We start from the raw sequence: 26,763 nt of genomic DNA, 5'->3' as shown, positions 1-26,763 counted from the left end.
AAATTATCTCAACACTCTTGGTAGTTTGGCAACCGAATAAATCGCAATCCACGCCGCGGGAGGGAAACCATATGTTTTTAACGGCGTCTTGACGCTAACAAAAAACCTCGGTGCTCAATTCGGTAACCCTTGTAAGCTAAATCGGCCGCAGCGTCAAACGCAGATCCCCCCAAGGAGATAAAAAAGTGTATCTGCTCATCAACTTTAGGAGATTTGCCGTCCGGCTGACAGGTAGCCGCTTATCCCTTAATCAGGGTCGGCGTAATGAAGATCACCAGCTCGCGTTTTTTCTGTTGTGCGCCGCTTTGTCGGAACAAGCCTCCCAATAACGGCGCATTCGCCAATCCCGGCACCTTGTCCGCCGTCTTGCCGCTATGCCGTTGAAAAATACCGCCGAGCACCAGGGTTTCACCGTTTTTCACCGTGATCTGCGTTTTAATCTCCTGTTTATCGATGGTCAGCGCTTCCCCCGCGCCCCGGCTGATGGCGCGCCCCGGCATATTTTGGCTGATGTGCAACGTCAGCGTGATGCGCCCGTCCGGCAACACTTTCGGCGTCACCTCCATGCCCAGCACCGCCTCTTTGAACTCGATGGCGGTCGCACCGCTGGCGCCGCTTGACACTTCGTAAGGGATCTCGGTTCCCTGCTTGATGCTGGCGGTTTGCAGGTGCGCCGTCAGCAGGCGCGGGCTGGCGATGATCTCCACCTGATTCTCCTGTTCCAGCGCCGTCAGCTCGAGGCTCAGCAAACGCCCGCTGATGCGCGCCAGATGGAAACCGGCGTTCACCGCGCTGCGCTCCAGCGGCAGGTTGACGCCGAGATTGCCCGGCCGCAGCGGCTGCGCCGGTCTGTCGTCAGGCGCCAATCCCCAACGCACGCCGAGTTCGCGCAAGCTTTCGCTGTTGATGGTCACGATATGCGCCGCCAGCTGGACCTGTGCCAGCGGCGCGTCCATTTCCGTTACCCGCTTTTTCAACTGCGCCAGGATCGGCGCGGTATCGCGCAGCAGCAGCGTATTGGTGCGCTTATCCGCCAGCACGCTGCCCCGCTCGCTGAGCAAGGCGCCGCGTTGGGCATTGAGGCTTTCGGCAATCTCCGCCGCATCGCCGTTCTGTAACGTCAGGCTCAGGCTGTGCAGCGATTGCCGCTGCGCCATCGCCTCTCGCTGCTGCCTTTTTTCCTGCGCGTCCGGCTCCGGCGCAATCAGCATCACGTTACCCTCACGCGTCATCGCCAGTTTGCCCATGCGCAGGGTCAGCGCCAGCGCCTGAGGCCAGGGCACATTCTCCAGCCGCAGCGTCAGGTTGCCGCTCACGCCGGGCGCGGCGATCAGGTTCATCTGCCGATAATCCGCCAGCGCCTGCAGGATGACCGTGACCGGCGCATCCTGAAACTCCAGCGAAATAACCTGTTTATCCTGCGCCTGTGCGGCGCCGAGCGTCAGACACCACAGCGCCACGCCCAGTCCAGCGCGTCCTTTCATGGCTTACCATCCTTGTTGTCCATTATCAGCGAGATGTCGCCCTGGCTCGCCGGGCAATCCGGTTCGGCCACCAGCGCCGTTAACGTCAGGCTGCGCGCCTGCACCTGCGTCACCTGCCAACGCTCGGCCAGCACCCGCTGCTGCGGCCGCAGGCGCAGCCACTGCCCCGCCGGCGTCACCACCCAGCCATAGCGCAGCGTCGGTTGCCCGATGACGCCTTTCAGGCGCCAGCCCGCCGGCGATGCCGCCGTTTGGGCACAAGCAGGCAGCGGAGGCGGCGCAAACGGGTCGCGCGGCTCAGCACATAGGGCCCACGGCCATAGCAGCCACCACCACCCACGGCCGGGTCTTTTACTCATCGGGCTGATCCTCGGTGGCATCCTGCAAAACCAACCGCGCCGTCATGCCAAGGGGCGGTGTCTCCACGCTCAACTGCTCGAGGCGCAAATCGGCGGGCAGCGCCTCCAGCAGCGCCAACAAACCGGCGTAGTCAATGCGCAAGCTCAGCGTTTGCCGCAGCGGTTTTTCCTGCCGCTGCCAGCGCAGCAAAGCGCCCCCCGCCCGTTGCAGCACGCTCGCCAAATCGCCGGTGGTGGTCGGCGCAAGCACCGCCGCCGGGATAATGGTTTGCGGCGTCTCTTCCAACTGGCTCTGCACCATAGCGATCTGTTGCAGCAGGCGCTGTTGCCGCTCCGCCGCATTTTCCCGCTGACGCCATTCGTCTTGCAGCAGCCAACCGCCGCCCAACAGCGCCAGCGTGCCGATGCCCAACCCTTGCGACAGCAGCAATAGCCAGCCCGGTAAGCTCAGCCAGAGGCGCAGCCCGGAGGACAAACGGCTATCCATCACGCCCCCACTGCGCCGCCAGATGAAAGGAGTACAGGCCGTCTTCGCGTTGCGCCATCTCCGCCAAATGCAGCCGTGGCAACGCAGGTATCCCCGCCAGCCGCCGTTCGAACTGCGTGATGGCCGCAGGAGAGCGGCTCAATCCACGCAGCCGCAGGCCGTTCGCCGCATTGCAGTCCAACGCCGTGAGCCACAGCGGCGGAGGAATGCTGGAGGACAATTGCTGCAGCAGCTGCAAATAACGCCGGTTATGTTGGGCGTTATTTGCCTGCCGTTCGGCGCGGGCACTGTGCATCGCTTGCTGCGCCCGCTCTTGCTGCTGCTGGCGGGCGAGCGACGTCAATGCCGCCAGCTCCTCACCCAGCATCGCCTGCCGCGCCTGCCGCTGCGTCTGTTGGTGACGCAGTTGGCCAGCGGCCAGGAACAGTGCCAGCAGCAGCGCCGTTACCTGCAACAGCAGCACGCCCAGCCAGAAATAGGCGCGTCGCCGATCGCGGCGCTGGCGCCAGGGCAGAAAGTTAACCTGATACATCAACGATCCTCCTCGCGCAGCGCCAGACCACCGGCCAACGCGAACGCCGAGGGATGCACGGGCAACGGCGGACGCAGCTGCGTAAAGGCGCTGAGCGGCGACCAGGCCAGGCAGCCGGCGGGCAGGGCTCCCGCCAGCACGCTGCCGGCATAGACCGGCCGATCGTCGCCCGCCGGCGTCTGGGCTTGCAGCGCCCGCAGCGCCTGGGCGCCATCGTCGCCCGGCGCCAGACCAAAGGCGAAGGCGCCATCGGCCGGCGCCACCCACAGCCATTCTCGTTCGAGGCGATGCATCAGCCCCGCGGCGGGCGGCACGCCTGCCGCCGTCGCCATCATCCGCAGCGCGCAGGGGGTGATATCGACCGCCTGCGGATGCAGGCCAGCCTGACGCAGACAAAGCAGCCACTGCTGCAGTTCCTGCCGCCGCGCGGCGGTCAACAGCAGCGCCGCCTCATCCCCCGGTGCGGCGCGATAGTCGAGCGCCAGCGTCTGGCCGTCGAGCGGAAACTGCTTCAAACCGTGGCCGCCGATATAGTCGCTGCGTTCCGGCTCGCGCAGCCGCGCATCAGGCCGTGCCATACGCTGCTGCAACACACGCTGCGCCGGCAGGGCAATGCGTAAGGAAATATGTCGCGGCAGCTGGACGCGCCATTGCCGCAGCGCCCGGATCAGGAATTCGGAAGGTTCCAGGCAGCCGTCGCGTAAAACTGCCTGCGGCAGCGCCTGCTGCCACCAGTGGCGCAACTGCCAGCCGTTGCGGCGGCGTTGGGCCGCCACCGCCCGCACGCAGTCGATTTGTATATCCAGCCCCACCTGCCATGCTTGAGGGAACATGTTTCGCAAGCCTCCATAACATCAGATGATAAAAGAACATATCCATGTCGCAGGCTTGCCTTTATACTACCGCGCGGTTGTTTATAAACTGCCCAAATGACTTAGAAATGGGAAATCTCAGGTGAAGTTCGTAAAGTATTTACTAATCCTTGCAGTATGTTGCATCGTGCTGGGAGCAGCCTCGATTTTCGGCTTGTACAAATATGTCGAGCCACAGCTGCCCGACGTCGCAACGCTGAAAGATGTGCGGCTGCAAATACCGATGCAGGTTTACAGCGCCGATGGCGAACTGATCGCCCAATACGGCGAGAAGCGCCGCATTCCGCTGAAGCTGGATCAAATTCCACCGGTGATGGTGCACGCATTCATCGCCACCGAAGACAGCCGCTTCTACGATCACCACGGCGTCGATCCGGTCGGCATCTTCCGCGCCGCCTCCATCGCGCTGGTCTCCGGCCACGCTTCGCAGGGGGCCAGTACCATTACCCAACAGCTGGCGCGTAACTTCTTCTTAAGCCCGGAACGCACCCTGATGCGTAAAATCAAGGAAGCCTTCCTGGCTGTGCGCATCGAGCAGATGCTCACCAAGGATGAAATCCTTGAGCTATATCTGAACAAGATCTATCTGGGTTACCGCGCCTACGGCGTGGGCGCCGCCGCGCAGGTCTATTTCGGCAAAGACGTCAGCCAGCTGACCCTGAGCGAAATGGCGACCATCGCCGGCCTGCCGAAAGCGCCGTCCACCTTCAACCCGCTCTATTCGCACGATCGCGCCGTTGCCCGTCGCAACGTGGTGCTGTCGCGCATGCTGGACGAACACTACATCACGCAGGCGCAGTACGATCAGGCGCGCGCCGAAGATCTGGTCGCCAACTACCATGCGCCGGAAATCAGCTTCTCCGCGCCATATCTCTCCGAGATGGTGCGTCAGGAGATGATCAAGCGCTACGGTGAAAATGCCTATACCGACGGTTACAAGGTTTACACCACCGTCACCAAGCGGCTGCAGCTGGCGGCGCAGGAGTCGGTACGCAACAACGTGCTGGCCTATGACATGCGCCACGGCTACCGCGGCCCGTCCAACGTGTTGTGGAAAGTCGGCGAAGCGGCCTGGGATCGCAAACAGATTGTTGATTCGCTGAAAAACCTGCCGAACTACGGCCCGCTGGCGCCGGCGGTGATCACCGCCGCCAACCCGCAGGAAGCGACGGCGATGCTGGCCGACGGCAGCAGCATTGCCCTGCCGATGGCGACCATGCGCTGGGCGCGCCCATACCGTTCAGACACGCAGCAAGGCCCAACGCCGAAACGCGTCACCGACGTGGTGCAGGCCGGCCAGCAGGTGTGGGTGCGTAAAGTGAACGAGGCCTGGTGGCTGTCGCAGGTGCCGGACGTCAACTCGGCGCTGGTCTCAATCAACCCGAACGACGGCGCGGTGAAAGCGCTGGTTGGCGGCTTCGATTTCAACCAGAGCAAGTTCAACCGCGTCACGCAGGCTCTGCGCCAGGTAGGGTCGAACATCAAACCGTTCCTGTACACTGCCGCGATGGATAAAGGCCTGACGCTGGCCACCATTCTGAACGACTTGCCGATTACCCGTTGGGATGCCGGCGCCGGCACCGACTGGCGGCCGAAGAACTCGCCGCCGACCTACGACGGCCCGATTCGCCTGCGGCAGGGACTGGGGCAATCGAAGAACGTGGTGATGGTGCGCGCGATGCGTGCGATGGGCGTCGACTACGCGGCGGAATATCTGCAGCGCTTCGGCTTCCCGGCGCAGAACATCGTGCATACCGAATCGCTGGCGCTGGGCTCCGCCTCCTTCACCCCGATGCAGCTGGTACGCGGCTACGCGGTGCTGGCGAACGGCGGTTACCTGGTTGACCCGTACTTCATCACCAAAATTGAAGACGACAACGGCAATACGGTGTTCGAAGCCAAACCGAAAGTGGTGTGCAGCAGCTGCAACCTGCCGGTGATCTACGGCGACACCCACCGTTCGGCGGTGCTGTCCGACGACAACATCGAAAACGTCGCCACCTCGCAGGAAGGCAGCAACAGCACGGTGCCGATGCCGCAGCTGGAGCAGGTTACCCCGGCTCAGGTGCAGCAGGACGGCGACCAACAGTATGCGCCGCACGTGATCAGCACGCCGCTGGCCTTCCTCATCCACGACGCGCTGAACAGCAACATCTTCGGTGAACCGGGTTGGATGGGCACGGCCTGGCGCGCCGGGCGCGATCTGAAGCGTCATGACATCGGCGGCAAAACCGGTACCACCAACAGTTCCAAAGACGCCTGGTTCTCCGGCTATGGTCCGGATACCGTGACGTCGGTGTGGATCGGTTTCGACGATCACCGCCGCGACCTGGGCCGTTCGACGGTATCCGGCGCCATCCCGGATCAGATTTCCGGCGGTGAAGGCGGAGCCAAGAGCGCCCAGCCGGCGTGGGACGACTTCATGAAGACCGCGCTGGAAGGCATCCCGGAGCAGAAAGTCACGCCGCCGCCGGGCATCATCAGCGTCACCATCGACAAGAGCAGCGGCAAGCTCTCTGGCGGTGGCGGCGGTAGCCGTTCCGAGTACTTCATCGAAGGCACTCAGCCGACGGACTACCCATCGCGCGATACCGGCACCACGTTGACCGATCCGGGCGGTGAAAGCCACGAGCTGTTCTGATCGAAAAGGGCCAGAGAAATCTGGCCCTTTTTTTGTTTGGCGCGAAGCGTATCAGCGCGAAGCGCGCAAAAATGCCTCTGAGAGGAACAGCGCGCTGACGTTGCGCGCCTCACGAAAATCCGGTTCCGCCAGCAGCGCCATCATGTCGGCGATCGGCCAACGCACCTGCGGCAGGGGCTCCGGCTCATCCCCTTCCAGGCTCTGCGGATAGAGATCGTGCGCCAGCACGATATTCATTTTGCTGGAAAAGTAAGAGGGCGCCATCGTCAGCTTGCTGAGAAAATCGAAGCGCTTCGCGCCGTATCCCACCTCTTCCATCAGCTCGCGGTTGGCGGCCTCCAGCACCCCCTCACCGGGATCGATCAGCCCTTTCGGGAACCCCAGCTCATAGGATTCGGTGCCTACCGCATATTCGCGGATCAGCAGCAGGTCATCGCCAATCACCGGCACGATCATCACCGCTTCGCGATCCGAAGGACGCATGCGCTCATACACCCGCCGCACACCGTTGCTGAATTCCAAATCGACCGACTCGACGTTGAACAAACGCGAACGCGCGACGGTTTCCACTTTCAGAATTTTAGGTTTTTGCAGGTGTTTATCCATGATTGCCTCAAAGAGGTTACCCAGGCGCGGACGGGGCAACCGAAATAATGATTGGCGTAACGCACGGCTCGTTGGCGCTCAAACGCTGACCAAATTCGGTCCTGATCACATTGTGCGTTAAGGGTAAGCTCCGCCGCAACGAGCATGAGCAGTAATTTACTTTCTTTTAACAAGCGTAGCCAGCGGCGGGCGATTTTCCGTACTGATTCAGCAAACAGCACGCATGAAAATAGGATAATACCGATATCGACGGCAGAGGCCGGTTGCTAGTATCACGCAGGCAAGAATCAGTGATAAAATGGCCTTGCGTCATGAAGGAATGAGATCCAGAGCGAGAATCTGTTTGTTCCCTCATTAGTTCTGGGTGCCTCCTGGCGGTTTACTCCGTATAATATTCACCTTTTCATCAGGTTGGCGAAATTCACGGGTGTGAGATGGGGATTGCATGAGCACAATAGTGTTGATATTGGCCTTAGTGCTTGTCTGCCTGATTGCCGCCGGCCTGTACCTGTGGTTCAAGGCGCGCAACCCGTCGGCGCTGGCGCACGCGCTGCCGTTTATCAAACCTGCCCACCGCAAGCTGACCGACGAAGAGCGTGCTGCGGTCGAGTTCTATCTCAATCAGCAAAACAAGCTGAGCAACAAGCTGTTGCCCGGCGGCGGCGCTACCTTGCCCGCAGCCAAACTGGCGCTCACCCCGCAAAGCGATAACGTTTATCCCGTCACGCACGCCATCACCCGCTATGGGCTGGCCAGCGACGATCCCAATAAATGGCGCTATTATCTCGATGCCGAAGAGGTGCACCTGCCGCCGTTTTGGGAACCCTATATCACCGCCGACAACCATGTGGAAGTGATCCGTACCCAGACGCTGCCGCTGGTGATTTCGCTCAACGGGCACTCGCTGAAAGATCATATTCACGACCGGCCGCAACCGCCGGTGGTGAGCGCCGCGCCGACCAAAAACGCCTCTATCCGCAAGGAAGAGAGCGAGCATGTCGAGCTGGTCAATATTCGCAAGGAAACGCCGGAAGAGCATGCGCTGAACCGGCCGAACGGCATCCGTGAAGCCGTCATCATCTCCGCCGCGCTGCTGCTGCTGTTCTTCAGCCTGATAAGCCCGGTGCTGGTGATCCCCTGGATGATTTTCGTGGCGGTGCTGATGATCGCCTGGGGATGCTGGAACCTGTTCCGCCGTCCGGCGTCACGCGAGCTGAAAGAGATCCACTGTCTGCGCGGTACGCCGAAGCGCTGGGGCCTGTTCGGCGAATCCGGCCAGGGGCAGATCAGCAACATTTCACTCGGCATCATCGATCTTATCTACCCGCCGCATTGGCAGCCTTACCTGACGCAGGACCTGGGCAAGACCACCGATGTGGACGTCTACCTCAATCGGCAGGTGGTGCGCCAGGGGCGCTTCCTCTCGCTGCATGACGAAGTGAAAAACTTCCCGCTGCAGCAGTGGGGCCGCAACGCGGTGCTGGTCGCCAGCTCGGCGCTGGTGCTGCTGTTGCTGCTGATCTATATCCCGCTCAACCTGCCGCTGACCCTCAGCATGGCCTGGCTGCAGGGTGCGCAAAAAGTGGAAGTGACCAGCGTTCAGGCGCTGGAAGCCACGCCGCTGCGCATCGGCGACACGCTGAAAGTGCGCGGCAGTGGCATGTGCTATGTGCCCCCGCCGGCCAATGGGGGCAGCGCCGTCAATTTTGCGCCGTTCGACTGTTCCGGCATCTACTGGAACAACGCCGCCCCACTGCCACAGCCGGAATCGGAAGTCATAGACAAAGCGACGGCCCTGCTGGCTACGGTCAACAGCCAGCTGCATCCGAGCGGCGCCGATCAGAAGGTCAACCCTCAGTTGGCCAGCGCCATCGAGAAATCCGGCATGATCCTGTTGGACGACTTCTCTGATATCGTTTTGAAAACACAGGATTTGTGCCAGGCAGAAAGCGACTGCGTGCGGTTGAAGAACGCCCTGGTCAACCTGGGCAACGCCAAAAACTGGAGCGGTCTGGTGAAACGCGCCAGGTCCGGCGCGCTGCAAGGCGTCAACGTCCTGCTGCGCCCGGTGAGCGCCGAGTCGCTGGAAAGCCTGACCAAAGTGGCCACATCGTCGTTCATCTTCAATGAAACGCGTTTGGCCGCCGCAGCGCTCAACAGCCCGCCGCCGGGCGGTTTCCTGATCAGCAGCGACGAAGGCCGCCAGTTGGTCAGCCATCCGCAACCGTCGGCGCCGCAGAGCGAATACAACGCCCTCGACCAGTGGAATGAGTTGCAGCGCCTTTCCACTCTGCTGCTGCACACCCCCTTCCAGGCACAGGGCGTGATCACCAGCCTCAGCGTCGACGCCAACGGCACCCGTCATGTGGCGCTGCACAGCGAACCGGACATGATAACCCTGTGGCGCTACCTCGGTACCAGTCTGCTGTTGCTGGCGGTCGTCATCAGCCTGGGCTATAACGCCTGGCGGCTGGTGCAGCGTCGGCGCATCAATCAGCACCGCGTCGCCGATATCCAGCGTTACTACGACAGCTGCTTCAATCCGCAGCTCAATCCGATGTCGATGCGGCCGATGGCCTGAACCTGACGCCGGGGCCTCCGCCCTGTCATCTGCTTATGCTACGCTAACGCTATTATTCTCATCTGCGGACCGCCCGTCGGTCCGCCCGTGGAGTTTTTATGGTTCCCGAGTTTGATTGGCCGCAGATCGATACCGTGCTGCTGGATATGGACGGCACCTTGCTGGATCTGGAGTTCGACAGCCACTTTTGGCTCAGCCTGGTGCCGCAGGCGCTGAGCGAAAGGCGCGCCATTCCTTTCGACGAAGCCCGTCATATCATTGAGCGGGAGTATCAGGCGGTGCAGCACACCATGAACTGGTATTGCTTCGATTACTGGAGCGAGCGGTTGGATCTGGATATCTACCGCATGACCAGCGAAGTCGGCAGCCGCGCCCGGCTGCGCGAAGACACCGAGCCGTTTTTACGGGCGCTGCGCGACGCCGGTCTGCAAACCATTTTGCTGACCAACGCCCATCCGCACAGCCTGGCGGTGAAAATCGAGCATACCGGCCTCGATCGGCACCTTGATTTATTGTTTTCCACCCACACATTTGGTTATCCGAAAGAAGATCAGCGTCTGTGGCAGGCGGTGCAACAGCACACCGGATTCAATCCGCAGCGCACGCTGTTCGTCGACGACGGCGAGCCGATCCTCGACGCGGCGCGCACTTTCGGCATTCGTTACTGCCTGGGCGTGCAAAACCCGGACTCCAGTACGGCGGAAAAAAGCTTCCAGCGCCATCCGTCGATGCGTGACTACCGCCTGCTGATACCGGCGCTGGCCAAGGGGGAAGCATGAAGGAAAAAGCGACGCGCGACGACGCGGTACGGCTGGATAAGTGGCTCTGGGCCGCTCGCTTCTATAAGACCCGTGCGCTGGCACGCGAAATGATCGACGGCGGCAAGGTGCATTACAACGGCCAGCGCGGCAAGCCGAGCAAGATTGTCGAACTCAACGCCGAGCTCAAGCTGCGGCAAGGCAACGAAGAACGTACGGTGATCGTGCTGGCGCTGACCAGCCAACGCCGCGGCGCTGGCGAGGCGCAGCAAATGTATCAGGAAACCGAAGCCAGCATCGCCAACCGCGAAAAGATGGCGCTGGCGCGCAAGATGAACGCGTTGACCATGCCGCATCCGGACCGTCGTCCGGACAAAAAGGAGCGGCGAGACCTGATGAAATTTAAATTTGGTGAGCCGGAATAACCCCTCACCGCAATGAGAGAAGATTATGTCCAACCATGACCAATTGCACCGTTACCTGTTTGAAAACTACGCGGTGCGCGGCGAGCTGGTTACCGTCAGCGAAACCTATCAGCAGATCCTGAACAACCACGACTACCCGGCGCCGGTACAGAAGCTGCTGGGCGAACTGCTGGTCGCCACCAGTCTGCTGACCGCGACCCTGAAGTTCGACGGCGACATCACCGTGCAGCTGCAAGGCGACGGCCCGCTGAAGCTGGCGGTGATCAACGGCAACAACCGTCAGGAGATGCGCGGCGTTGCGCGCACCCAGGCGCCTATCGCCGACGACAGCACCTTGCATCAGATGATCGGCAACGGCGTCATGGTCATCACCATTTCGCCGACGGAAGGCGAGCGCTATCAGGGCGTGGTCGGTCTGGAAGGTGAAACCCTGGCCGAATGCCTGGAAGCCTACTTCCGCCAGTCCGAGCAGCTGCCAACCCGCCTGTTCATCCGCACCGGCGAAGCGGAAGGCAACGCCGCGGCGGCCGGTATGCTGCTGCAGGTGCTGCCGGCGCAGGACGGCAACCTCGATGATTTCGATCATCTGGTGCAACTGACCAACACGGTAAAAAGCGAAGAGCTGTTCGGCCTGCCGGCCAACGAAGTGTTGTACCGCCTGTATCACCAGGAAGAGGTCACCCTGTACGAACCGCAGGACGTGCAGTTCCGTTGCACCTGTTCGCGCCAGCGTTGCGCTGACGCGCTGCTGACCTTGCCGACCGACGAAGTGGCGGACATGCTGGAGCAGGACGGCAATATCGACATGCACTGCGACTACTGTGGCAGCCACTATGTCTTTGACCCGGTTGATGTTGCCGCTTTGTATGCGGGTAACACCGGCGAAAGCGACCAGTTGCACTAAGTCACACCTCCTCGGCGGGCGCGCTCGGCGCCCGCCAACGCCCGCCGTTTGCACGTTTGCTTTTTTCCGTGTGCTATCTCTCAGATCGTAACGAAATACCGCCTAAAACGTTAAATATTTGATACCCATCGCGGTTACGCACCGTTAGATCCCTACAATTGCCGCCAGAAATTCTGTGACCAAGGAGTAGTAACATGCGCGTTAAAGGTATAACCCCTCAGGATCTGGCCGCTTACGGCATTCACGACGTTAGCGAAATCGTTCACAACCCGAGCTATGAACTGCTGTTTAAGGAAGAAACAGACCCATCTCTGGAAGGTTTTGAGCGTGGGGTAGTCACCAAGCTGGGTGCCGTCTCCGTCGATACCGGCATCTTCACCGGCCGCTCGCCGAAAGACAAATACATCGTCCGCGACGACATCACCCGCGATACCGTGTGGTGGGCCGATCAGGGCAAAGGCAAAAACGACAACAAACCCCTCAGCCCGGAAGTGTGGGCCGATCTGAAACACCTGGTCACCGAACAACTGTCCGGCAAACGCCTGTTCGTGGTGGATACCTTCTGCGGCGCCAACGCCGACTCGCGCCTGAAAGTGCGCTTCATCACCGAGGTGGCCTGGCAGGCGCACTTCGTGAAAAACATGTTCATCCGCCCGAGCGATGAAGAACTGGCTGACTTCGAGCCGGACTTCGTGGTGATGAACGGCGCCAAATGCACCAACCCGAACTGGCAGCAGCAAGGCCTGAACTCGGAGAACTTCGTCGCCTTCAACCTGACCGAGCGCATGCAGTTGATCGGCGGCACCTGGTACGGCGGCGAAATGAAGAAAGGCATGTTCTCGATGATGAACTACCTGCTGCCGCTGAAAGGCATCGCCTCGATGCACTGCTCGGCCAACGTGGGCGAGAAAGGCGACGTGGCGGTGTTCTTCGGCCTGTCCGGTACCGGCAAGACCACCCTCTCCACCGATCCGAAGCGTCAGCTGATCGGCGATGACGAGCACGGCTGGGACGACGACGGCGTGTTCAACTTCGAAGGCGGCTGCTACGCCAAGACCATCAAGCTGTCTGAAGAAGCCGAGCCGGACATCTATCACGCCATCAAACGCGACGCGCTGCTGGAAAACGTTACCGTGCTGGCCGATGGCAGCATCGACTTCAACGACGGTTCGAAAACCGAGAACACCCGCGTTTCTTACCCGATCTACCATATCCAGAACATCGTCAAGCCGGTGTCCAAGGCGGGTCACGCCACCAAGGTGATCTTCCTGACCGCCGATGCCTTCGGCGTGCTGCCGCCGGTATCGCGTCTGACCGCCAACCAGACTCAGTACCACTTCCTGTCCGGCTTCACCGCCAAGCTGGCCGGCACCGAGCGCGGCGTAACCGAACCGACGCCAACCTTCTCCGCCTGCTTCGGCGCCGCATTCCTGTCGCTGCACCCGACGCAGTACGCCGAAGTGCTGGTGAAACGCATGCAGGCCGCCGGCGCCCAGGCTTACCTGGTCAACACCGGCTGGAACGGTACCGGCAAGCGCATCTCGATCAAAGATACGCGCGGCATCATTGACGCCATCCTGAGCGGTGAAATCGACAAGGCGGAAACCGTTACCCTGCCGATCTTCGATCTGGCGATGCCGACCGCGCTGCCGGGCGTGAACCCGGAGATCCTCGATCCGCGCAATACCTATGCCAGCCTCGAGCAGTGGCAGGAAAAAGCGCAGGATCTGGCCGAGCGCTTCATCACCAACTTCGATAAATACACCGACACGCCTGCGGGCGCCGCGCTGGTCAGCGCCGGCCCTAAGCTGTAATTCGGTAGCGTTACCTCTTCAGCTAAGGCGCGGATCCCGCGCCTTTTTTTATTTTCAGCGATTGCTTTTTAACCAGCAAGGCGAGAAAATAAGTCAATGCAATCATTGATAGCAAAGGAGGTTTCAATGGCTACTATCACCGTCAGAAATCTGGACGACGAAATCAAAGAGCTGCTGCGTATTTCAGCGGCGAAAAACGGCCATTCCATGGAAGAGGAAGCGCGCATGATCCTGAAACAGGCGCTGGTGAAAAAGCCACCGCGCTATGGGTTAGGAACACGCATGCATCAGTACTTCGCCGAATTCGGCGGCGTTGAGTTGGAGATCCCCCCACGTGATGAAGCCCCTCATCGTATTGTCAACTTTGATGAAGACGATGAAAAATGATTGTGCTGGATACCAACGTCGTTTCGGAATTGCTGCGGCCGGCGCCTCACTACAATGTATTGCGCTGGTTAGATGAGCAGGATACGTATCGGTTCTATTTGAGCGCCATCGTGGTTGCGGAGCTGTATACGGGCATCGCCTGCATGCCTCACGGCAAGAAACAGCTCGAACTGCAAACTAACCTCGGCGACATGCTGCAGGAAGAGTTTTCAGACAGAATCTTACCCTTTGACGTCGGCTGTGCGATGCAGCATGCGGAATTAATGGGCGCCAATCGCCGCCGAGGCATTGGCGTCAGCATGCCGGATACCCAAATCGCCGCCACCTGCCTGCATTACGGTGCCGCCCTGGCCACCCGCAACACCAAAGACTTCCTCCACTGCGGCATCGAGTTAATCGATCCGTGGCAGGCGCCGACCGGCCGTCGGTTGCATGAGGATGCGGCGGAATACTACGTGATGAGCAGGAAGTCCTGACGGGGCCGCAGCAACGCGGCCCGCGCCAAGAGCGTCAGGCGTTTTCCCTGGCGGTTTGATGGCCGTTGGCCGACTCTTTTTTCTCCATCGGCAACGGAATATACGCGCGGATCAATAGCCCGCCGCGTTCGCTGGTGCCGATATCCAGTTCGCCGTCGTGCGCGTCGATAATGCGCTGCACGATCGCCAGCCCCAGACCGGTGCCGCTGGTGCTGCGCGCGCTGTCACCGCGTACGAACGGCTGCAACAGATGCTTCAATTCTTCCGGTTTGATGCCCGGGCCGTCATCCTCCACCTGGAACCAGCCGCGCTGCAGCTCACGGCCGCTGCTGACCTTGATCCAGCCGTTGCCGTAACGTGCCGCGTTCACCACCATGTTCACCGCCGCCCGCTTAATCGACAGCGGATGCACGTTCATCATCAGCTCGCCCGGCGACAGCGCGGTTTCAATCACCCGCTCATAGCCGCTCTCCGCCGCGACCACCTCGCCCAAAATGGCGTTCAGATCGCTGCTTTCGGTCGGCATCTCCTGCCCGGTGCGCAGGTAATCGATGAACTGCTCGATGATGGCGTTGCACTCTTCGATGTCTTTATTGATCGACTCGGCCAGATAGCCGTCTTCGGCGCTCATCATCTCCGTCGCCAGCCGGATGCGCGTCAACGGCGTGCGCAGGTCGTGGCTGACCCCGGCCATCAGCAAGGTGCGGTCGTCCGCCAGCTGCTTGACGCCCGACGCCATCTGATTGAATGCGCGAGTCACCGACCGCACTTCGGAAGCGCCATACTCGCGCAGCGGCGGCGGAATGATGCCCTTGCCCACCTGCAGCGCCGCATGTTCCAGCTCCACCAGCGGGCGGTTTTGAATGCGGATAAACAGCCAGGCGCCGCCGATCGCCAGTAGCATGATCGCCAGCGTATAGCGGAACAGCGGAGAGAAGTCGCCCTGGTGGATTTCCGTCAGCGGTACGCGCACCCAGATATCGGGCTGCAGCCAGGTTTTCAGCCACACCACCGGGGAGTTCTTGTTCACCTCCACCCGCACATCGGTCGGCCCGCCAAGCTGCTGTGCCATCTGCTGGCTGAGGAACTGGTAGTGCTGCGCCCAGCGCAGGCCGCTCTCCTCCGCCGCCGAGTTGGTGTAGAGAGAGATGCCCAGTTCGCGGTAGATCTCACGGCGGAACGCCGGCGGCACTTCCAGCAGCGTGCCGTCCTCCAGCTGCAGCCGATCGGTCATCAGCATACGCACTTCGTACGCCAATACCTTGTTGAACTGCTGCAGACTGGGCAGGATGGCGAAGTTCAGCACCACCAGATAGGTCGTCACCAGGCTGACGAACAGCAAGGTGACGATCAACAACAGGGTTCGGGCAAACGAGCTACGCGGTGAAAAGCGCAATCGCCTCATGCCTTACTGCCGTCCGGGACGAACACGTAGCCGAGACCCCAAACGGTCTGGATATAACGCGGATGCGCCGGATCTTCTTCCACCATGCGGCGCAGGCGCGAGATCTGCACGTCGATGGAGCGCTCCATGGCGCTGTATTCGCGGCCACGCGCCAGGTTCATCAGCTTATCGCGCGACAGTGGTTCACGCGGGTGGCTGACCAGCGCCTTCAGGACCGCGAACTCGCCGCTGGTCAACGGCATCGGTTCATCTTCGCGGAACATCTCGCGGGTGCCGAGGTTCAGTTTGAATTTGCCAAACGCGATCACCGCCTCTTCCTGCGAAGGCGCACCCGGCAGTTCGTTAGCCTGGCGGCGCAGCACCGCGCGGATGCGAGCCAACAGCTCACGCGGGTTGAACGGCTTAGGAATGTAGTCGTCGGCGCCGATTTCCAGCCCCACGATGCGATCGACCTCTTCGCCTTTGGCGGTGACCATAATGATCGGCATAGGGTTGCTCTGGCTGCGCAGGCGGCGGCAGATGGACAGCCCATCTTCGCCCGGCAACATCAGATCGAGCACCATCAGATGGAAGGATTCACGGGTCAGCAAGCGATCCATTTGCTCAGCGTTGGCAACGCTGCGAACCTGGAAGCCCTGCTCGGTTAAATAACGTTCTAAAAGCGCGCGCAGGCGCATGTCATCATCGACAACCAGGATCTTATGATTCTCTTGCATGGTATTACTCCCAAAGGCTTTATTGCCTGACTCGAATATTGTTAGAAAACCTTGCCATTTGAGACAGCGTTTAATGGTATGTATTCTAGACGAAATTGTTACAAAGCTTATTCTTTTCCCCATTTATCAACAATTTTCATCGAATGTCGACGGGGGTTCGTCAAAATTTTGCCCTTTATCGGCGCAATGTGGGGCAGCGGCCCAATTTTACGCAATTTCGCCACCGGCGAACCGCACGGTGGCGTTTTGATATCGGGTCAGGAAGTCTGCAGGAAACGCGCCAGCTGCCTACGCAGCTGACGGTTTTCTTGCTGCAGCGCATCAACCCGGTCGAGCAGCGTCAGCGCCATGGCGATCCCCGGCCAGTCCAGATCCAGTTCGGCCCGCAGCCTGCGCGCACGCTGCAGATGGCTCAGCGCCGGATAATCGAACACCCAGCTCGGCTGCGCCGGCTCCAGCGGCACGATCACGCCCAGGCCGACGATCTCGACCAGCTCATCCTCTGAAATTTCCACCCGTTGGCACAATTCCACCACGGTGAAGGTGATCTCTTTCTTCATCATGTGCTTTACTCCCATTCCGCGCGCGGGTTGAACGGCGCCTGCTCGGCCAGTTCTCGCCACAGGGCGCTGGCTTTCTCGTTGGGTTTCGGCGGCATCACCACCTTGAGAATGACGTACAGATCGCCGGGCTCTTTCTTGCCCGCCAGCCCTTTGCCTCTGACCCGCAGCCGTTTGCCGCTCTGGCTGCCGGCCGGCACGGTCAGCGCGATCTTGCCGGTCAACGTCGGCACCTCGATGCTGGCGCCGAGCGCCGCTTCCCACGGTGCGAGCGGCGCCACGATGCTCAGGTTGTGGCCGTCGATCTCAAACAGCGGATGCGGCGCGAGGCGGATGACCAGATACAGATCGCCGTTCTGGCCGCCGCCCACGCCGGCAACGCCCTGCCCCTTGAGGCGAATGCGCTCGCCGTCGCCCACGCCGGCCGGGATTTTCACGTTCAGCGTTTTGCTGGCTTCGCTCACCTGCCGCCCCAGCTCGTCGTACACCGGCAGCTTGTAGGCGATCTCGCGGCTTTGGCCATGCAGCGTTTCCTCGAGGAACAGCGGCACCTCCATCTCGAGATCCTGGCCGCGGAAGCCATGCCCGCCGTGCGAGTGCGAAGCGGAGCGGTGCCCGCCTGCCGCACGCCCGCCGAACATGCTTTCGAAGAAATCGGAGAAGTCTTGTGCGTCGGCACCGCCGCCATGCCATGAAGCGCTCTGCTGATAGCCACCGTGCTCGCCGCGCGCCTGGCGGCCAAAGTTCGGATCGTTGCGGTGCAGCCGGATCTGATCGTACTCGGCGCGGCGCTCTTCGTCCTTCAGCACCTCATAGGCTTCGGCCAGCTCCTTGAATTTGCTCTCGGCGTCTTCTTCGGTGCTCACGTCAGGGTGATATTTACGCGCCAGCCGGCGGTAGGCCGTTTTGATGGTTTTCAGATCGGCGTTGGGCTCAACGCCCATCGTTGCGTAGTAATCTTTAAATTCCATGCGGTAATACCTTCAATGTGTTGGGTTGTGCGCCAAAATTCCTTGTCTCTCTCGCCAGATATCCTCCTTTCGTCACATTCCTTTTCCGCTATCGCTAAGCATACTCCCGATTGTTAAAAGCTGCGCAAACTGAATAAAAACCGTGCGACAACGCGCAGGCCCCCACGCCATTTCTAAAGCCCTGCGCATTCACGTACACTGTGGCGGTAGCCCCATAAAGATAAATCACGATGAGAACTCAACTGATAACCCGTGAAGGGTATGACAAGCTCAAACAAGAGCTGGATTACCTCTGGCGCGAAGAACGCCCCGAGGTGACCAAGAAAGTGACCTGGGCCGCCAGCCTGGGCGACAGAAGCGAAAACGCCGACTACCAGTACAACAAGAAGCGGCTGCGCGAAATTGACCGCCGCGTCCGCTATCTGACCAAATGCCTGGAGCAGCTGAAGATCGTCGATTACTCCCCGCAGCAGGAAGGCAAAGTGTTCTTCGGCGCCTGGGTGGAAGTAGAGAACGAAGACGGCGAGACCAAACGCTTTCGCATCGTCGGTTACGACGAGATCTTCGGCCGCAAGGATTACATCTCCATCGACGCGCCGATGGCGCGCGCCCTGCTGAAAAAAGAGGTCGGGGACGTCGCCACCGTCAATACGCCGCTGGGCGAGGCGCAGTGGTACGTGAACGAGATAGACTACCCGAAGTAAGCTTTCAGCTTTTTTCGAACCGCCGCCAACGCCGCCGCCTGAGCTGTTCTCCACGCCGCGGCCGCGCGGCGGCGGCCCGCTCCGCTGGCATTTTCCGCGATCAATCCGTATAACTGTCCCCTGTTTATTCACCGTTCTCAATACAGATACCAGACCTATGAATGACCCACTGAGCCGCATTATTGCAACAGAACTGCAGGCCCGGCCGGAGCAAGTCGACTCCGCCATCCGTCTGCTGGATGAAGGTAATACCGTGCCCTTTATTGCACGCTATCGTAAGGAAGTCACCGGGGGCCTGGACGACACCCAACTGCGCCAGCTGGAAACCCGCCTGGGTTATCTGCGTGAACTGGAAGATCGTCGCCAGACCATCCTGAAGTCGATCGATGAACAGGGCAAACTGACCGAACAACTGGCGGGGGCGATCAACGCCACGCTGAGCAAGACCGAACTCGAAGACCTCTACCTGCCGTACAAACCGAAGCGCCGCACCCGCGGCCAGATCGCCATCGAGGCCGGTCTGGAACCGCTGGCGGACGCGCTGTGGCAGGATCCGCAACAGCAGCCGGAACAACTGGCTGAACGCTACGTCGATGCCGACAAGGGCGTGGCGGACGTCAAAGCCGCCCTCGACGGCGCGCGCTATATCCTGATGGAGCGCTTCGCCGAAGACGCCACGCTGCTGGCCAAGGTGCGCGACTACCTGTGGAAAAACGCCCATCTGGTGTCCAAAGTGGTCGAGGGCAAGGAAGAAGAAGGCGCCAAGTTCCGCGACTATTTCGATCATCACGAACCGATTTCCCAGGTGCCTTCGCACCGCGCGCTGGCGATGTTCCGCGGCCGCAACGAAGGCGTGCTGCAGCTGGCGTTGAACGCCGATCCGCAGTTTGAGGAAGCGCCGCGCGAAAGCCAGGCGGAGCTGATCATCATCAATCACCTCAACCTGCGCCTGAACAACGCCCCGGCCGACGCCTGGCGCAAGGCAGTGGTCAACTGGACCTGGCGCATCAAGGTGCTGCTACACCTGGAAACCGAGCTGATGGGCACGGTGCGTGAGCGCGCGGAAGACGAAGCGATCAACGTGTTCGCCCGCAACATGCACGATCTGCTGATGGCCGCGCCGGCCGGCATGCGCGCCACCATGGGCCTCGATCCTGGCCTGCGCACCGGGGTGAAAGTCGCCGTGGTCGACGCGACCGGCAAGCTGGTCGCCACCGACACCGTCTACCCACACACCGGGCAAGCGGCCAAAGCCGCCGCCATCGTCGCGGCACTGTGTATCAAACATAACGTGGAGCTGGTGGCCATCGGCAACGGCACCGCCTCGCGTGAAACCGAGCGCTTTTATCTCGACCTGCAAAAGCAGTTCGCCGAGGTCCGAGCGCAGAAAGTGATCGTCAGCGAAGCGGGCGCATCGGTGTATTCCGCGTCCGAACTGGCGGCGCTGGAATTCCCGGATCTCGATGTGTCGCTGCGCGGCGCGGTATCCATTGCCCGTCGCCTGCAGGATCCGCTGGCGGAGCTGGTGAAGATCGACCCGAAATCCATCGGCGTCGGCCAGTATCAGCACGACGTCAGCCAGAGCCAGCTGGCGAAGAAGCTGGACTCGGTGGTGGAAGACTGCGTGAACGCCGTCGGCGTCGATCTGAACACCGCGTCGGTGCCGTTGCTGACCCGCGTGGCCGGCCTGACGCGCATGATGGCGCAAAATATCGTCAACTGGCGCGACGAGAACGGCCGCTTCAGCAACCGTGAACAGCTGCTGAAGGTCAGCCGCCTGGGGCCGAAAGCCTTCGAACAGTGCGCCGGCTTCCTGCGCATCAACCACGGCGACAACCCGCTGGACGCCTCCACCGTTCACCCGGAAGCCTACCCGGTGGTGCAGCGCATTCTGGCCGCCACCGAGCAGGCGCTGCAGGACCTGATGGGCAACGCTTCGGCGGTGCGCAACCTGAAAGCGGTCGATTTCACCGACGACAAGTTCGGCGTACCGACGGTCACCGATATCCTGAAAGAGCTGGAGAAACCGGGCCGCGATCCGCGCCCTGAGTTCAAAACCGCGACCTTTGCCGAAGGGGTGGAAACCCTCAACGATCTGCAGGTGGGCATGATCCTGGAAGGGTCGGTTACCAACGTCACCAACTTCGGTGCCTTCGTGGATATCGGCGTGCATCAGGACGGCCTGGTGCACATCTCCTCGCTGGCGGACAAGTTCGTTGAAGATCCGCACACCGTGGTGAAGGCCGGCGACATCGTCAAAGTGAAGGTGATGGAAGTCGATCTGCAGCGTAAACGCATCGCGCTGAGCATGCGCCTGGATGAGCAGCCGGGCGAAGGTTCACCGCGCCGCGGCGGCAACGCGCCAGCGCAGGCACGCGACAACGCCAGCCGTTCGGCGGGTGCCAACAAGGCCAAACCGCGCAATGCAGCGCCGGCCGGCAACAGCGCCATGGGCGACGCGCTGGCGGCGGCGTTCGGTAAGAAACGCTAAGTCGGAACCGACAGGGCGGAGCCTGCTCCGCCCTTTCTGATGAATAAAACCTGCGGCATTTTTTGACCCGTCTCAATAAACCGTCATCTTTTTATGCCCCGTTCCTGCGTGACCGTCCTCCCATTATTCAGGCAATAAAAATCCTCTCCGCAGCCATTTATTAACAACTTCGTTAACACGCCTGTTTCATCTCGCGAATTGTGAACGAAACACAAATGGTTACCGCTCGCATTACGCCGGAATAATGTTATTGAATTGCCTTTCGGCGGAAATAAATAAAGGGAAAAAACCCTCGAAGTTTGCAAACGAGAAAACTCGGCTACAAATACGTAACTGATTTAACTCGTCATTCTCATTTGTTCCCGCTCGCCAGCGGTGGTAAAACGTCATTAATCCAGGCAACGCCATCAAAAACTGTCGTCGCCATAATAATTGGTTACAATACCCTTACTTTTTGTATTGAACGCGATAATGATAATTACTATTATTTGCGCTCACTTTATTGCATGACCTTATGGATGAATACCGCCGACGGCGTGGCATTTTCGCCGGCAACGTCCAATTATCATCAGCCCGATGTTCATCGGCACCCGGAAGGTTAATCACATGCAGCTTCAACCTAAACGCACGTATAAGATTGTCGGCTTTTCCGGTGAAATTGCGCCGGCCTACCGCCAGAAATTGTTATCGCTCGGCATGCTGCCCGGCTCTTCGTTCGACGTGGTGCGCGTCGCGCCGCTGGGCGATCCGATAGAAATTAAAACTCGCCGCGTCAGCCTGGTGCTGCGCAGGAAGGATCTGGCGCTGCTGCAGCTCGACGGCCAGTCCTGAGCCGGCACGCCCTCCGTTTGCCGACGCGCCCTTGCGCCGGCGCTGTTCTCCTTGAAGACGACACGCTGAACTATGAAAAAACTCACCATCGGCTTAATCGGTAACCCGAACTCCGGCAAAACCACGCTGTTCAACCAGCTGACCGGCGCACGCCAACGGGTCGGCAACTGGGCGGGCGTGACGGTCGAACGCAAAGAAGGCCATTTCACGACCCCGCAGTCCGACGTGCGGCTGGTCGATTTGCCGGGCACCTATTCCCTGACCACCATTTCAGAGCAAACCTCGCTCGATGAGCAGATCGCCTGCCACTACATTTTGAGCGGCGACGCCGATCTGCTGATCAACGTGGTCGACGCCTCCAACCTGGAGCGCAACCTCTATCTGACGCTGCAGCTGCTGGAGCTGGGCATTCCCTGCATCGTGGCGCTGAACATGCTCGACATCGCCACAAGCCAGCATATCGATATCGACGTCGCCGCGCTGTCGGCGCGCCTCGGCTGCCCGGTGGTGCCGATGGTCTCCACCCGCGCCGACGGCATCGGCGTGCTGAAACAGATGATCGACAATCACCACATCAACGAACAGCAGGCGCTGGTGAACTATCCGCCGCTGTTGCTGAAAGAGGTCGCCACGCTGAGCGACGCCATGCCGCAAACGCTGCCGGCAGTACAGCGCCGCTGGCTGGCGCTGCAGATGCTGGAAGGCGACATCTACAGCCACCGGCTGGCCGGCCCCGCCGTCGCACTGCTGCCTGCGGCCACCCAGGCGTTGCAACAGCAGCAGCAAGAAGACCCGGCGCTGGTGATCGCCGACGCGCGCTACCAGTCTATCGCCGCCCTGTGCGACGCGGTCAGCAACTCGCAGCAGGCGATGCCCAACCGCCTGACCGAGATGCTGGATAAAGTGATCCTCAACCGCTGGCTGGGCGTGCCGATCTTCCTGCTGGTGATGTACCTGATGTTCCTGCTGGCGATCAACATCGGCGGCGCGCTGCAGCCGATCTTCGATATCGGCTCGGCGGCGATCTTCATTCAGGGCATTCAGTGGCTCGGCTACACCCTGCACTTCCCCGACTGGCTGACCGTTTTCCTGGCGCAGGGCATCGGCGGTGGTATCAACACCGTGCTGCCGCTGGTGCCACAGATCGGCATGATGTACCTGTTCCTGTCCTTCCTGGAGGATTCCGGCTACATGGCGCGCGCGGCGTTCGTGATGGACCGTCTGATGCAGGCGCTCGGGCTGCCGGGCAAATCCTTCGTGCCGCTGATCGTCGGCTTCGGCTGCAACGTGCCGTCCATCATGGGTGCCCGGACGCTGGACGCCCAGCGTGAGCGCCTGATCACCATCATGATGGCGCCGTTCATGTCATGCGGTGCCCGTCTGGCGATCTTTGCGGTGTTCGCCGCCGCTTTCTTCGGCCAGGACGGCGCCGGGGTGGTGTTCTCGCTGTACATGCTCGGCATTGCGGTGGCGATCCTCACCGGTCTGGTGCTCAAATACACCATCATGCGTGGCGAGGCCTCGCCGTTCGTGATGGAGCTGCCGGTCTACCACGTGCCGCACCTGAAAAGCCTGCTGCTGCAAACCTGGCAGCGGCTGAAAGGCTTCGTGCTGCGCGCCGGTAAGGTGATCGTGGTGGCCAGCATGTTCATCGGCGGCCTGAACAGCTTCTCGTTCAGCGGCAAGACGGTCGACAATATCAACGACTCCGCGCTGGCCTCGGTCTCCAAGGTGTTGACGCCGCTGCTGCAGCCGATGGGCGTCCACAGCGATAACTGGCAGGCCACCGTCGGTCTGGTGACCGGTGCGATGGCGAAAGAAGTGGTGGTCGGCACGCTGAACACGCTGTACACCGCCGAGCACATCAACAAAGAGGCGTTCGACGCCGCCAACTTCAACCTGCTCGATGAGCTGGGCGGCGCGCTGAACGAAACCTGGGACGGCCTGAAAAACACCTTCAGCCTGAGCGTGCTCTCCAACCCAATCGAAGCCAGCAAGGGCGACGGCGAGATGGGTGTCGGCTCGATGGGCGTAATGAGCAGCAAATTCGGCTCCGGTATCTCCGCTTACAGCTACCTGATCTTCGTGCTGCTGTATGTGCCTTGCGTCTCGGTGATGGGCGCCATCGCTCGTGAATCGAGCCGCGGCTGGATGACCTTCTCTATTCTGTGGGGGCTGAACGTGGCCTACTCGCTGGCGACGCTGTTCTACCAGGTGGCCACCTTCAACCAACACCCACAGTACAGCCTGACGGCGATCCTGGTGGTGCTGGCGGTGAACCTGCTGGTGCTGTTCGGCCTGCGCCGGGCGCGCAGCCGCGTTACGGTGCGCCTGGGCAACGCTACGCCGGCGGCCTGTTGCCAGGGCGCCAAGGGGAGCTGTCACTGATGGCCGGGCTGCTGCAGGTGCGCGATGCGCTGGCGCTGCTTGGCAGCGCTCAGGCACAGCAGCTCAGCCAATCGCTGGCGACGCCGCTGCCGTTGGTGCAGGCGATGCTGGACCGTTTGGCGGCGATGGGAAAAGTAGAGCGTATCGAACAGGATGACGGCGCCTGTCTGAGCGGCAGTTGCAAAGGCTGCCCGCAGGGCCAGGGGTGCAGTACGGTGTTCTACCGGCTGAAGGCCTGACGATCAGGGGCGCCGCTGCGGCGCCCCTTGCCGTTGAAGGCTTATTGCTTGTCTTTGTAAACTTCAGCGATGGCGCTGAATTTACCGTGCTCGCGGCCTGCCAGGATCACGTAGTATTGACCGCCCTTTTCGTCCGCCAGTTTGGACAGCTCATCCTTGGCATCCATCGGCGAGGTGGTCTGCGCCGTGGTGGTCACGGTGCCGATCTTCTCGTATTTACCCGGGTTCTTATCCAGATCTTCCTTGGTCAGCAGGGTTGCCGCCATGGAGCCGAAAGACACCGAACCCAGCACTGCCGCTGCAATAATCATCTTCAATGATTTCATGACACTAACCTCTCAATGGATAATTTATCTGTTATGAAAGCCGTCAAGAATCCATGCGTAGTACAGCAGGCTGCCGCGACATCCTCAGACCTCGTTGCTTTCCCTGACGGGGCCTGTTTTCCCAGAGACGAAACGCCAAAATGAAAAGCGCCGCACGCGGTCTTTTCATTTTGCAGCCAACGCATTGACTCACTAAGTATCGAACAGCTTTGTCTTTTATCCACCCGGCAGCGTTTTTTTTCGCGCCCTATCGTGCGTTTTACCGCCGCATTCAATGTGCTGCAATAAACGCTTCGATCATCGTCACAAATTCGTCGGGATGAGAGATAAACGGCGCATGGGCGGCTTTGGCCACGACCTGCGACGTAGAATTCGGCCAGGCCGCGTCGAGCAGCTCGGCGACCTTGCGCGGCACCAGCCCGTCCAGATAGCCGTAAATCCGCAGCAACGGCAGCTCCAGCGCGGCCAACGGCGCACGCAGATCGGCGGTGCGCAGGATCTCCAGCCCGCCGTTCAACACCTCGACGCTCGGCGTCGGCTGGTTGAGCACCACCGCTTTCAGCTGGCGCGCATCCTGACGCGCGCTCTCGGTGCCCAGCGTCTGCAGCGCCAGAAAACGCTCGACGGTGCGCTGGAAATCCAGGCTCAGCTGGTGCTGAAAACCGCTCAGCACGTCCGGGCGGATCCCCGGCCACTCATCGCGGGCGGCAAAGCAAGGCGAAGAGGCCACGGTGATCAAGCCCTTGAGCCGCTCAGGTTGCATCAACGCCACCTGGCTGGCCACCAGCCCGCCGAGCGACCAGCCCAGCCACCAGGCCTGCGACGGGGCAGCCACCAGCACAATTTCCGTCATCTGCTCCAGCGACAGGGCACCGAACCCCTGGCTGCGGCCGTACCCCGGCAGATCGACCAGGTGCAGGCGAAAATGCGGCGCCAGTCGCGCCTGAATGCAACTCCACACTTCGGCGTTCAATCCCCAGCCGTGCAGCAGCACAAGATCGCGTTCGCCTTCACCTATTGTTTGCCAGTACAGCGCTGTCATTGGTTATTGTCCTTTCATGCTTATCCGTCTCGGAGGCTCTATGCTATCAATCCGCAGCCGCTGTTGGCTATGCCGACAGCCGTTGAGCCTGATGCGTCATGGCATCTGCAGCTGCTGCCTGCGCCATCTGCCGGCCAGCCCCCCGTGTTGCCCGCGCTGCGGGTTGCCCGCCGGGGAGACGCAAACGCCCTGCGGCCGCTGCCTGCAACGGCCGCCGCCCTGGCAACGGCTGGTGTTCGTCGGCGACTACGTTGCGCCCCTCAGCCAACTGGTAAAGAGGTTCAAGTTTCATCGCGCGCCCGAGCTGGCCCCGGCGTTGGCGCGCCTGATGCTGTTGCGCTGGCAGCAGGCGCGCAGAGAGCAGTATCTGAACAGACCCGACCTGATTTTAGCGGTACCCTTGCATGCATCACGCTGCTGGCGCCGCGGCTATAACCAGAGCGATCTGCTGGCCCGGCCGCTGGCGCGCTGGCTGGGCTGCCCCTATCGGCCCGCCGCCTTGCGCCGGGTACGCAAGACCGCCCTGCAACAGCGGCTGAGCGCCGGAGCGCGCAGGCGCAATCTGCAGCGCGCGTTCGTCTGCACCGTCTCGGCCGCCGGCCGGCATATCGCCCTGGTGGATGACGTGGTGACCACCGGCAGCACCGTCGCGGAGATCGCGGCGCTGCTGCGGCGGCAAGGCGCCGCCTCGGTGCAGATCTGGTGCGTTTGCCGCACGTTGTAGTGCCACGGCAATGGGCGTATTATAACCGACTATAGAAGTC

General features: G+C 61.0%; 26 protein-coding genes. 14 read left to right on the top strand and 12 right to left on the bottom strand.

Annotated features, from left to right (window positions below; all coding sequences use genetic code 11):
- Positions 1-239: 239 nt before the first annotated feature.
- The 5 genes from hofQ to pilM are packed head-to-tail and all read right to left on the bottom strand — an operon-like array spanning position 240 to position 3,695.
- Entirely contained in the window at positions 240-1,484 is a 1,245-nt protein-coding gene (gene hofQ, locus ACJ8QI_RS23245; protein WP_442533156.1) for a DNA uptake porin HofQ, read from the bottom strand.
- Positions 1,481-1,843 (bottom strand): HofP DNA utilization family protein, encoded by a 363-nt coding sequence (locus tag ACJ8QI_RS23240; protein ID WP_442533155.1) that lies wholly within the window; start codon positions 1,841-1,843, stop codon positions 1,481-1,483. Before ACJ8QI_RS23240 ends, hofQ begins: the two co-directional genes overlap by 4 nt.
- A complete protein-coding gene (locus ACJ8QI_RS23235) occupies positions 1,836-2,330 on the bottom strand; it encodes a hypothetical protein (RefSeq protein ID WP_442533154.1) in 495 nt (164 codons plus the stop codon). Before ACJ8QI_RS23235 ends, ACJ8QI_RS23240 begins: the two co-directional genes overlap by 8 nt.
- The gene (locus ACJ8QI_RS23230) at positions 2,323-2,862 is read right to left on the bottom strand and encodes a PilN domain-containing protein (RefSeq protein ID WP_060424521.1); all 540 of its coding nucleotides are present in this window, start codon (positions 2,860-2,862) and stop codon (positions 2,323-2,325) included. The genes ACJ8QI_RS23235 and ACJ8QI_RS23230 overlap by 8 nt, the downstream gene beginning before the upstream one ends.
- Entirely contained in the window at positions 2,862-3,695 is an 834-nt protein-coding gene (gene pilM / locus ACJ8QI_RS23225; RefSeq protein ID WP_060424519.1) for a pilus assembly protein PilM, read from the bottom strand. The genes ACJ8QI_RS23230 and pilM overlap by 1 nt, the downstream gene beginning before the upstream one ends.
- 121 nt (positions 3,696-3,816) lie before the next feature.
- On the opposite strand from pilM, the gene mrcA reads away from it, so the two are divergent.
- Positions 3,817-6,375 (top strand): peptidoglycan glycosyltransferase/peptidoglycan DD-transpeptidase MrcA, encoded by a 2,559-nt coding sequence (gene mrcA / locus ACJ8QI_RS23220; protein ID WP_047729686.1) that lies wholly within the window; start codon positions 3,817-3,819, stop codon positions 6,373-6,375.
- Positions 6,376-6,426: 51 nt separating this feature from the next.
- Here mrcA and nudE read toward each other — a convergent pair whose 3' ends face one another.
- Positions 6,427-6,981 (bottom strand): ADP compounds hydrolase NudE, encoded by a 555-nt coding sequence (gene nudE / locus ACJ8QI_RS23215; RefSeq protein WP_038878156.1) that lies wholly within the window; start codon positions 6,979-6,981, stop codon positions 6,427-6,429.
- Between the two features lie 445 nt (positions 6,982-7,426).
- Between nudE and ACJ8QI_RS23210 the strand changes: the two genes are divergently transcribed.
- From ACJ8QI_RS23210 to ACJ8QI_RS23180, 7 genes are all read left to right on the top strand, one after another.
- Positions 7,427-9,562 (top strand): intracellular growth attenuator family protein, encoded by a 2,136-nt coding sequence (locus ACJ8QI_RS23210; protein WP_070913841.1) that lies wholly within the window; start codon positions 7,427-7,429, stop codon positions 9,560-9,562.
- Between the two features lie 98 nt (positions 9,563-9,660).
- Entirely contained in the window at positions 9,661-10,341 is a 681-nt protein-coding gene (gene yrfG, locus ACJ8QI_RS23205) for a GMP/IMP nucleotidase (RefSeq protein WP_025304546.1), read from the top strand.
- Entirely contained in the window at positions 10,338-10,745 is a 408-nt protein-coding gene (gene hslR, locus ACJ8QI_RS23200) for a ribosome-associated heat shock protein Hsp15 (protein WP_015379306.1), read from the top strand. The genes yrfG and hslR overlap by 4 nt, the downstream gene beginning before the upstream one ends.
- A gap of 25 nt (positions 10,746-10,770) precedes the next feature.
- Positions 10,771-11,649 carry an Hsp33 family molecular chaperone HslO gene (gene hslO / locus ACJ8QI_RS23195; RefSeq protein ID WP_015379307.1) on the top strand — a complete coding sequence of 293 codons (879 nt, stop codon included), beginning with the start codon at positions 10,771-10,773 and terminating at the stop codon, positions 11,647-11,649.
- Positions 11,650-11,843: 194 nt separating this feature from the next.
- Positions 11,844-13,463 carry a phosphoenolpyruvate carboxykinase (ATP) gene (gene pckA, locus ACJ8QI_RS23190; protein WP_015379308.1) on the top strand — a complete coding sequence of 540 codons (1,620 nt, stop codon included), beginning with the start codon at positions 11,844-11,846 and terminating at the stop codon, positions 13,461-13,463.
- Between the two features lie 126 nt (positions 13,464-13,589).
- Complete coding sequence (locus ACJ8QI_RS23185) at positions 13,590-13,850, top strand: FitA-like ribbon-helix-helix domain-containing protein (RefSeq protein ID WP_015379309.1); 261 nt, start codon at positions 13,590-13,592, stop codon at positions 13,848-13,850.
- Positions 13,847-14,326, top strand: a complete 480-nt coding sequence (locus tag ACJ8QI_RS23180; RefSeq protein ID WP_015379310.1) for a type II toxin-antitoxin system VapC family toxin — start codon at positions 13,847-13,849, stop codon at positions 14,324-14,326. The genes ACJ8QI_RS23185 and ACJ8QI_RS23180 overlap by 4 nt, the downstream gene beginning before the upstream one ends.
- A gap of 34 nt (positions 14,327-14,360) precedes the next feature.
- On the opposite strand, the gene envZ is transcribed toward ACJ8QI_RS23180, so the two are convergent.
- From envZ to cbpA, 4 genes are all read right to left on the bottom strand, one after another.
- Positions 14,361-15,731 (bottom strand): two-component system sensor histidine kinase EnvZ, encoded by a 1,371-nt coding sequence (gene envZ / locus ACJ8QI_RS23175; RefSeq protein ID WP_038881686.1) that lies wholly within the window; start codon positions 15,729-15,731, stop codon positions 14,361-14,363.
- Positions 15,728-16,447 carry an osmolarity response regulator transcription factor OmpR gene (gene ompR / locus ACJ8QI_RS23170; protein WP_004709363.1) on the bottom strand — a complete coding sequence of 240 codons (720 nt, stop codon included), beginning with the start codon at positions 16,445-16,447 and terminating at the stop codon, positions 15,728-15,730. Before ompR ends, envZ begins: the two co-directional genes overlap by 4 nt.
- 257 nt (positions 16,448-16,704) lie before the next feature.
- A complete protein-coding gene (locus ACJ8QI_RS23165; RefSeq protein WP_019455157.1) occupies positions 16,705-17,010 on the bottom strand; it encodes a chaperone modulator CbpM in 306 nt (101 codons plus the stop codon).
- Between the two features lie 5 nt (positions 17,011-17,015).
- On the bottom strand, positions 17,016-17,978 hold the full coding sequence (cbpA, locus tag ACJ8QI_RS23160; protein WP_442533153.1) for a curved DNA-binding protein: 963 nt from the start codon (positions 17,976-17,978) through the stop codon (positions 17,016-17,018).
- 230 nt (positions 17,979-18,208) lie between these two features.
- Between cbpA and greB the strand changes: the two genes are divergently transcribed.
- From greB to ACJ8QI_RS23135, 5 genes are all read left to right on the top strand, one after another.
- Positions 18,209-18,682, top strand: coding sequence for a transcription elongation factor GreB (gene greB, locus ACJ8QI_RS23155; RefSeq protein WP_038878177.1), 474 nt, complete (start codon positions 18,209-18,211; stop codon positions 18,680-18,682).
- Positions 18,683-18,839: 157 nt separating this feature from the next.
- Positions 18,840-21,173, top strand: coding sequence for a Tex family protein (locus ACJ8QI_RS23150; protein WP_089186540.1), 2,334 nt, complete (start codon positions 18,840-18,842; stop codon positions 21,171-21,173).
- A gap of 606 nt (positions 21,174-21,779) precedes the next feature.
- Positions 21,780-22,004 carry a ferrous iron transporter A gene (feoA, locus tag ACJ8QI_RS23145; RefSeq protein ID WP_038878234.1) on the top strand — a complete coding sequence of 75 codons (225 nt, stop codon included), beginning with the start codon at positions 21,780-21,782 and terminating at the stop codon, positions 22,002-22,004.
- Between the two features lie 72 nt (positions 22,005-22,076).
- The gene (gene feoB, locus ACJ8QI_RS23140; protein WP_049272751.1) at positions 22,077-24,392 is read left to right on the top strand and encodes a Fe(2+) transporter permease subunit FeoB; all 2,316 of its coding nucleotides are present in this window, start codon (positions 22,077-22,079) and stop codon (positions 24,390-24,392) included.
- Positions 24,392-24,631, top strand: a complete 240-nt coding sequence (locus tag ACJ8QI_RS23135; protein WP_048232091.1) for a FeoC-like transcriptional regulator — start codon at positions 24,392-24,394, stop codon at positions 24,629-24,631. Before feoB ends, ACJ8QI_RS23135 begins: the two co-directional genes overlap by 1 nt.
- Positions 24,632-24,672: 41 nt before the next feature.
- On the opposite strand, the gene ACJ8QI_RS23130 is transcribed toward ACJ8QI_RS23135, so the two are convergent.
- Together ACJ8QI_RS23130 and bioH are read right to left on the bottom strand one after the other, a co-directional pair.
- Positions 24,673-24,957, bottom strand: a complete 285-nt coding sequence (locus ACJ8QI_RS23130) for a YdgH/BhsA/McbA-like domain containing protein (RefSeq protein ID WP_049202818.1) — start codon at positions 24,955-24,957, stop codon at positions 24,673-24,675.
- 271 nt (positions 24,958-25,228) lie between these two features.
- On the bottom strand, positions 25,229-25,999 hold the full coding sequence (gene bioH / locus ACJ8QI_RS23125; RefSeq protein WP_442533152.1) for a pimeloyl-ACP methyl ester esterase BioH: 771 nt from the start codon (positions 25,997-25,999) through the stop codon (positions 25,229-25,231).
- A 40-nt stretch (positions 26,000-26,039) separates the two neighbouring features.
- Here bioH and gntX point away from each other — a divergent pair, with 40 nt between their 5' ends.
- On the top strand, positions 26,040-26,723 hold the full coding sequence (gntX, locus tag ACJ8QI_RS23120) for a DNA utilization protein GntX (RefSeq protein WP_442533151.1): 684 nt from the start codon (positions 26,040-26,042) through the stop codon (positions 26,721-26,723).
- The last annotated feature ends 40 nt before the right edge of the window (positions 26,724-26,763 follow it).

This window comes from Serratia sp. CY84636, assembly GCF_052166245.1.
Classification (GTDB): Bacteria; Pseudomonadota; Gammaproteobacteria; order Enterobacterales; family Enterobacteriaceae; genus Serratia; species Serratia nevei.
This window is presented reverse-complemented; position numbering and strand designations above follow the sequence as displayed.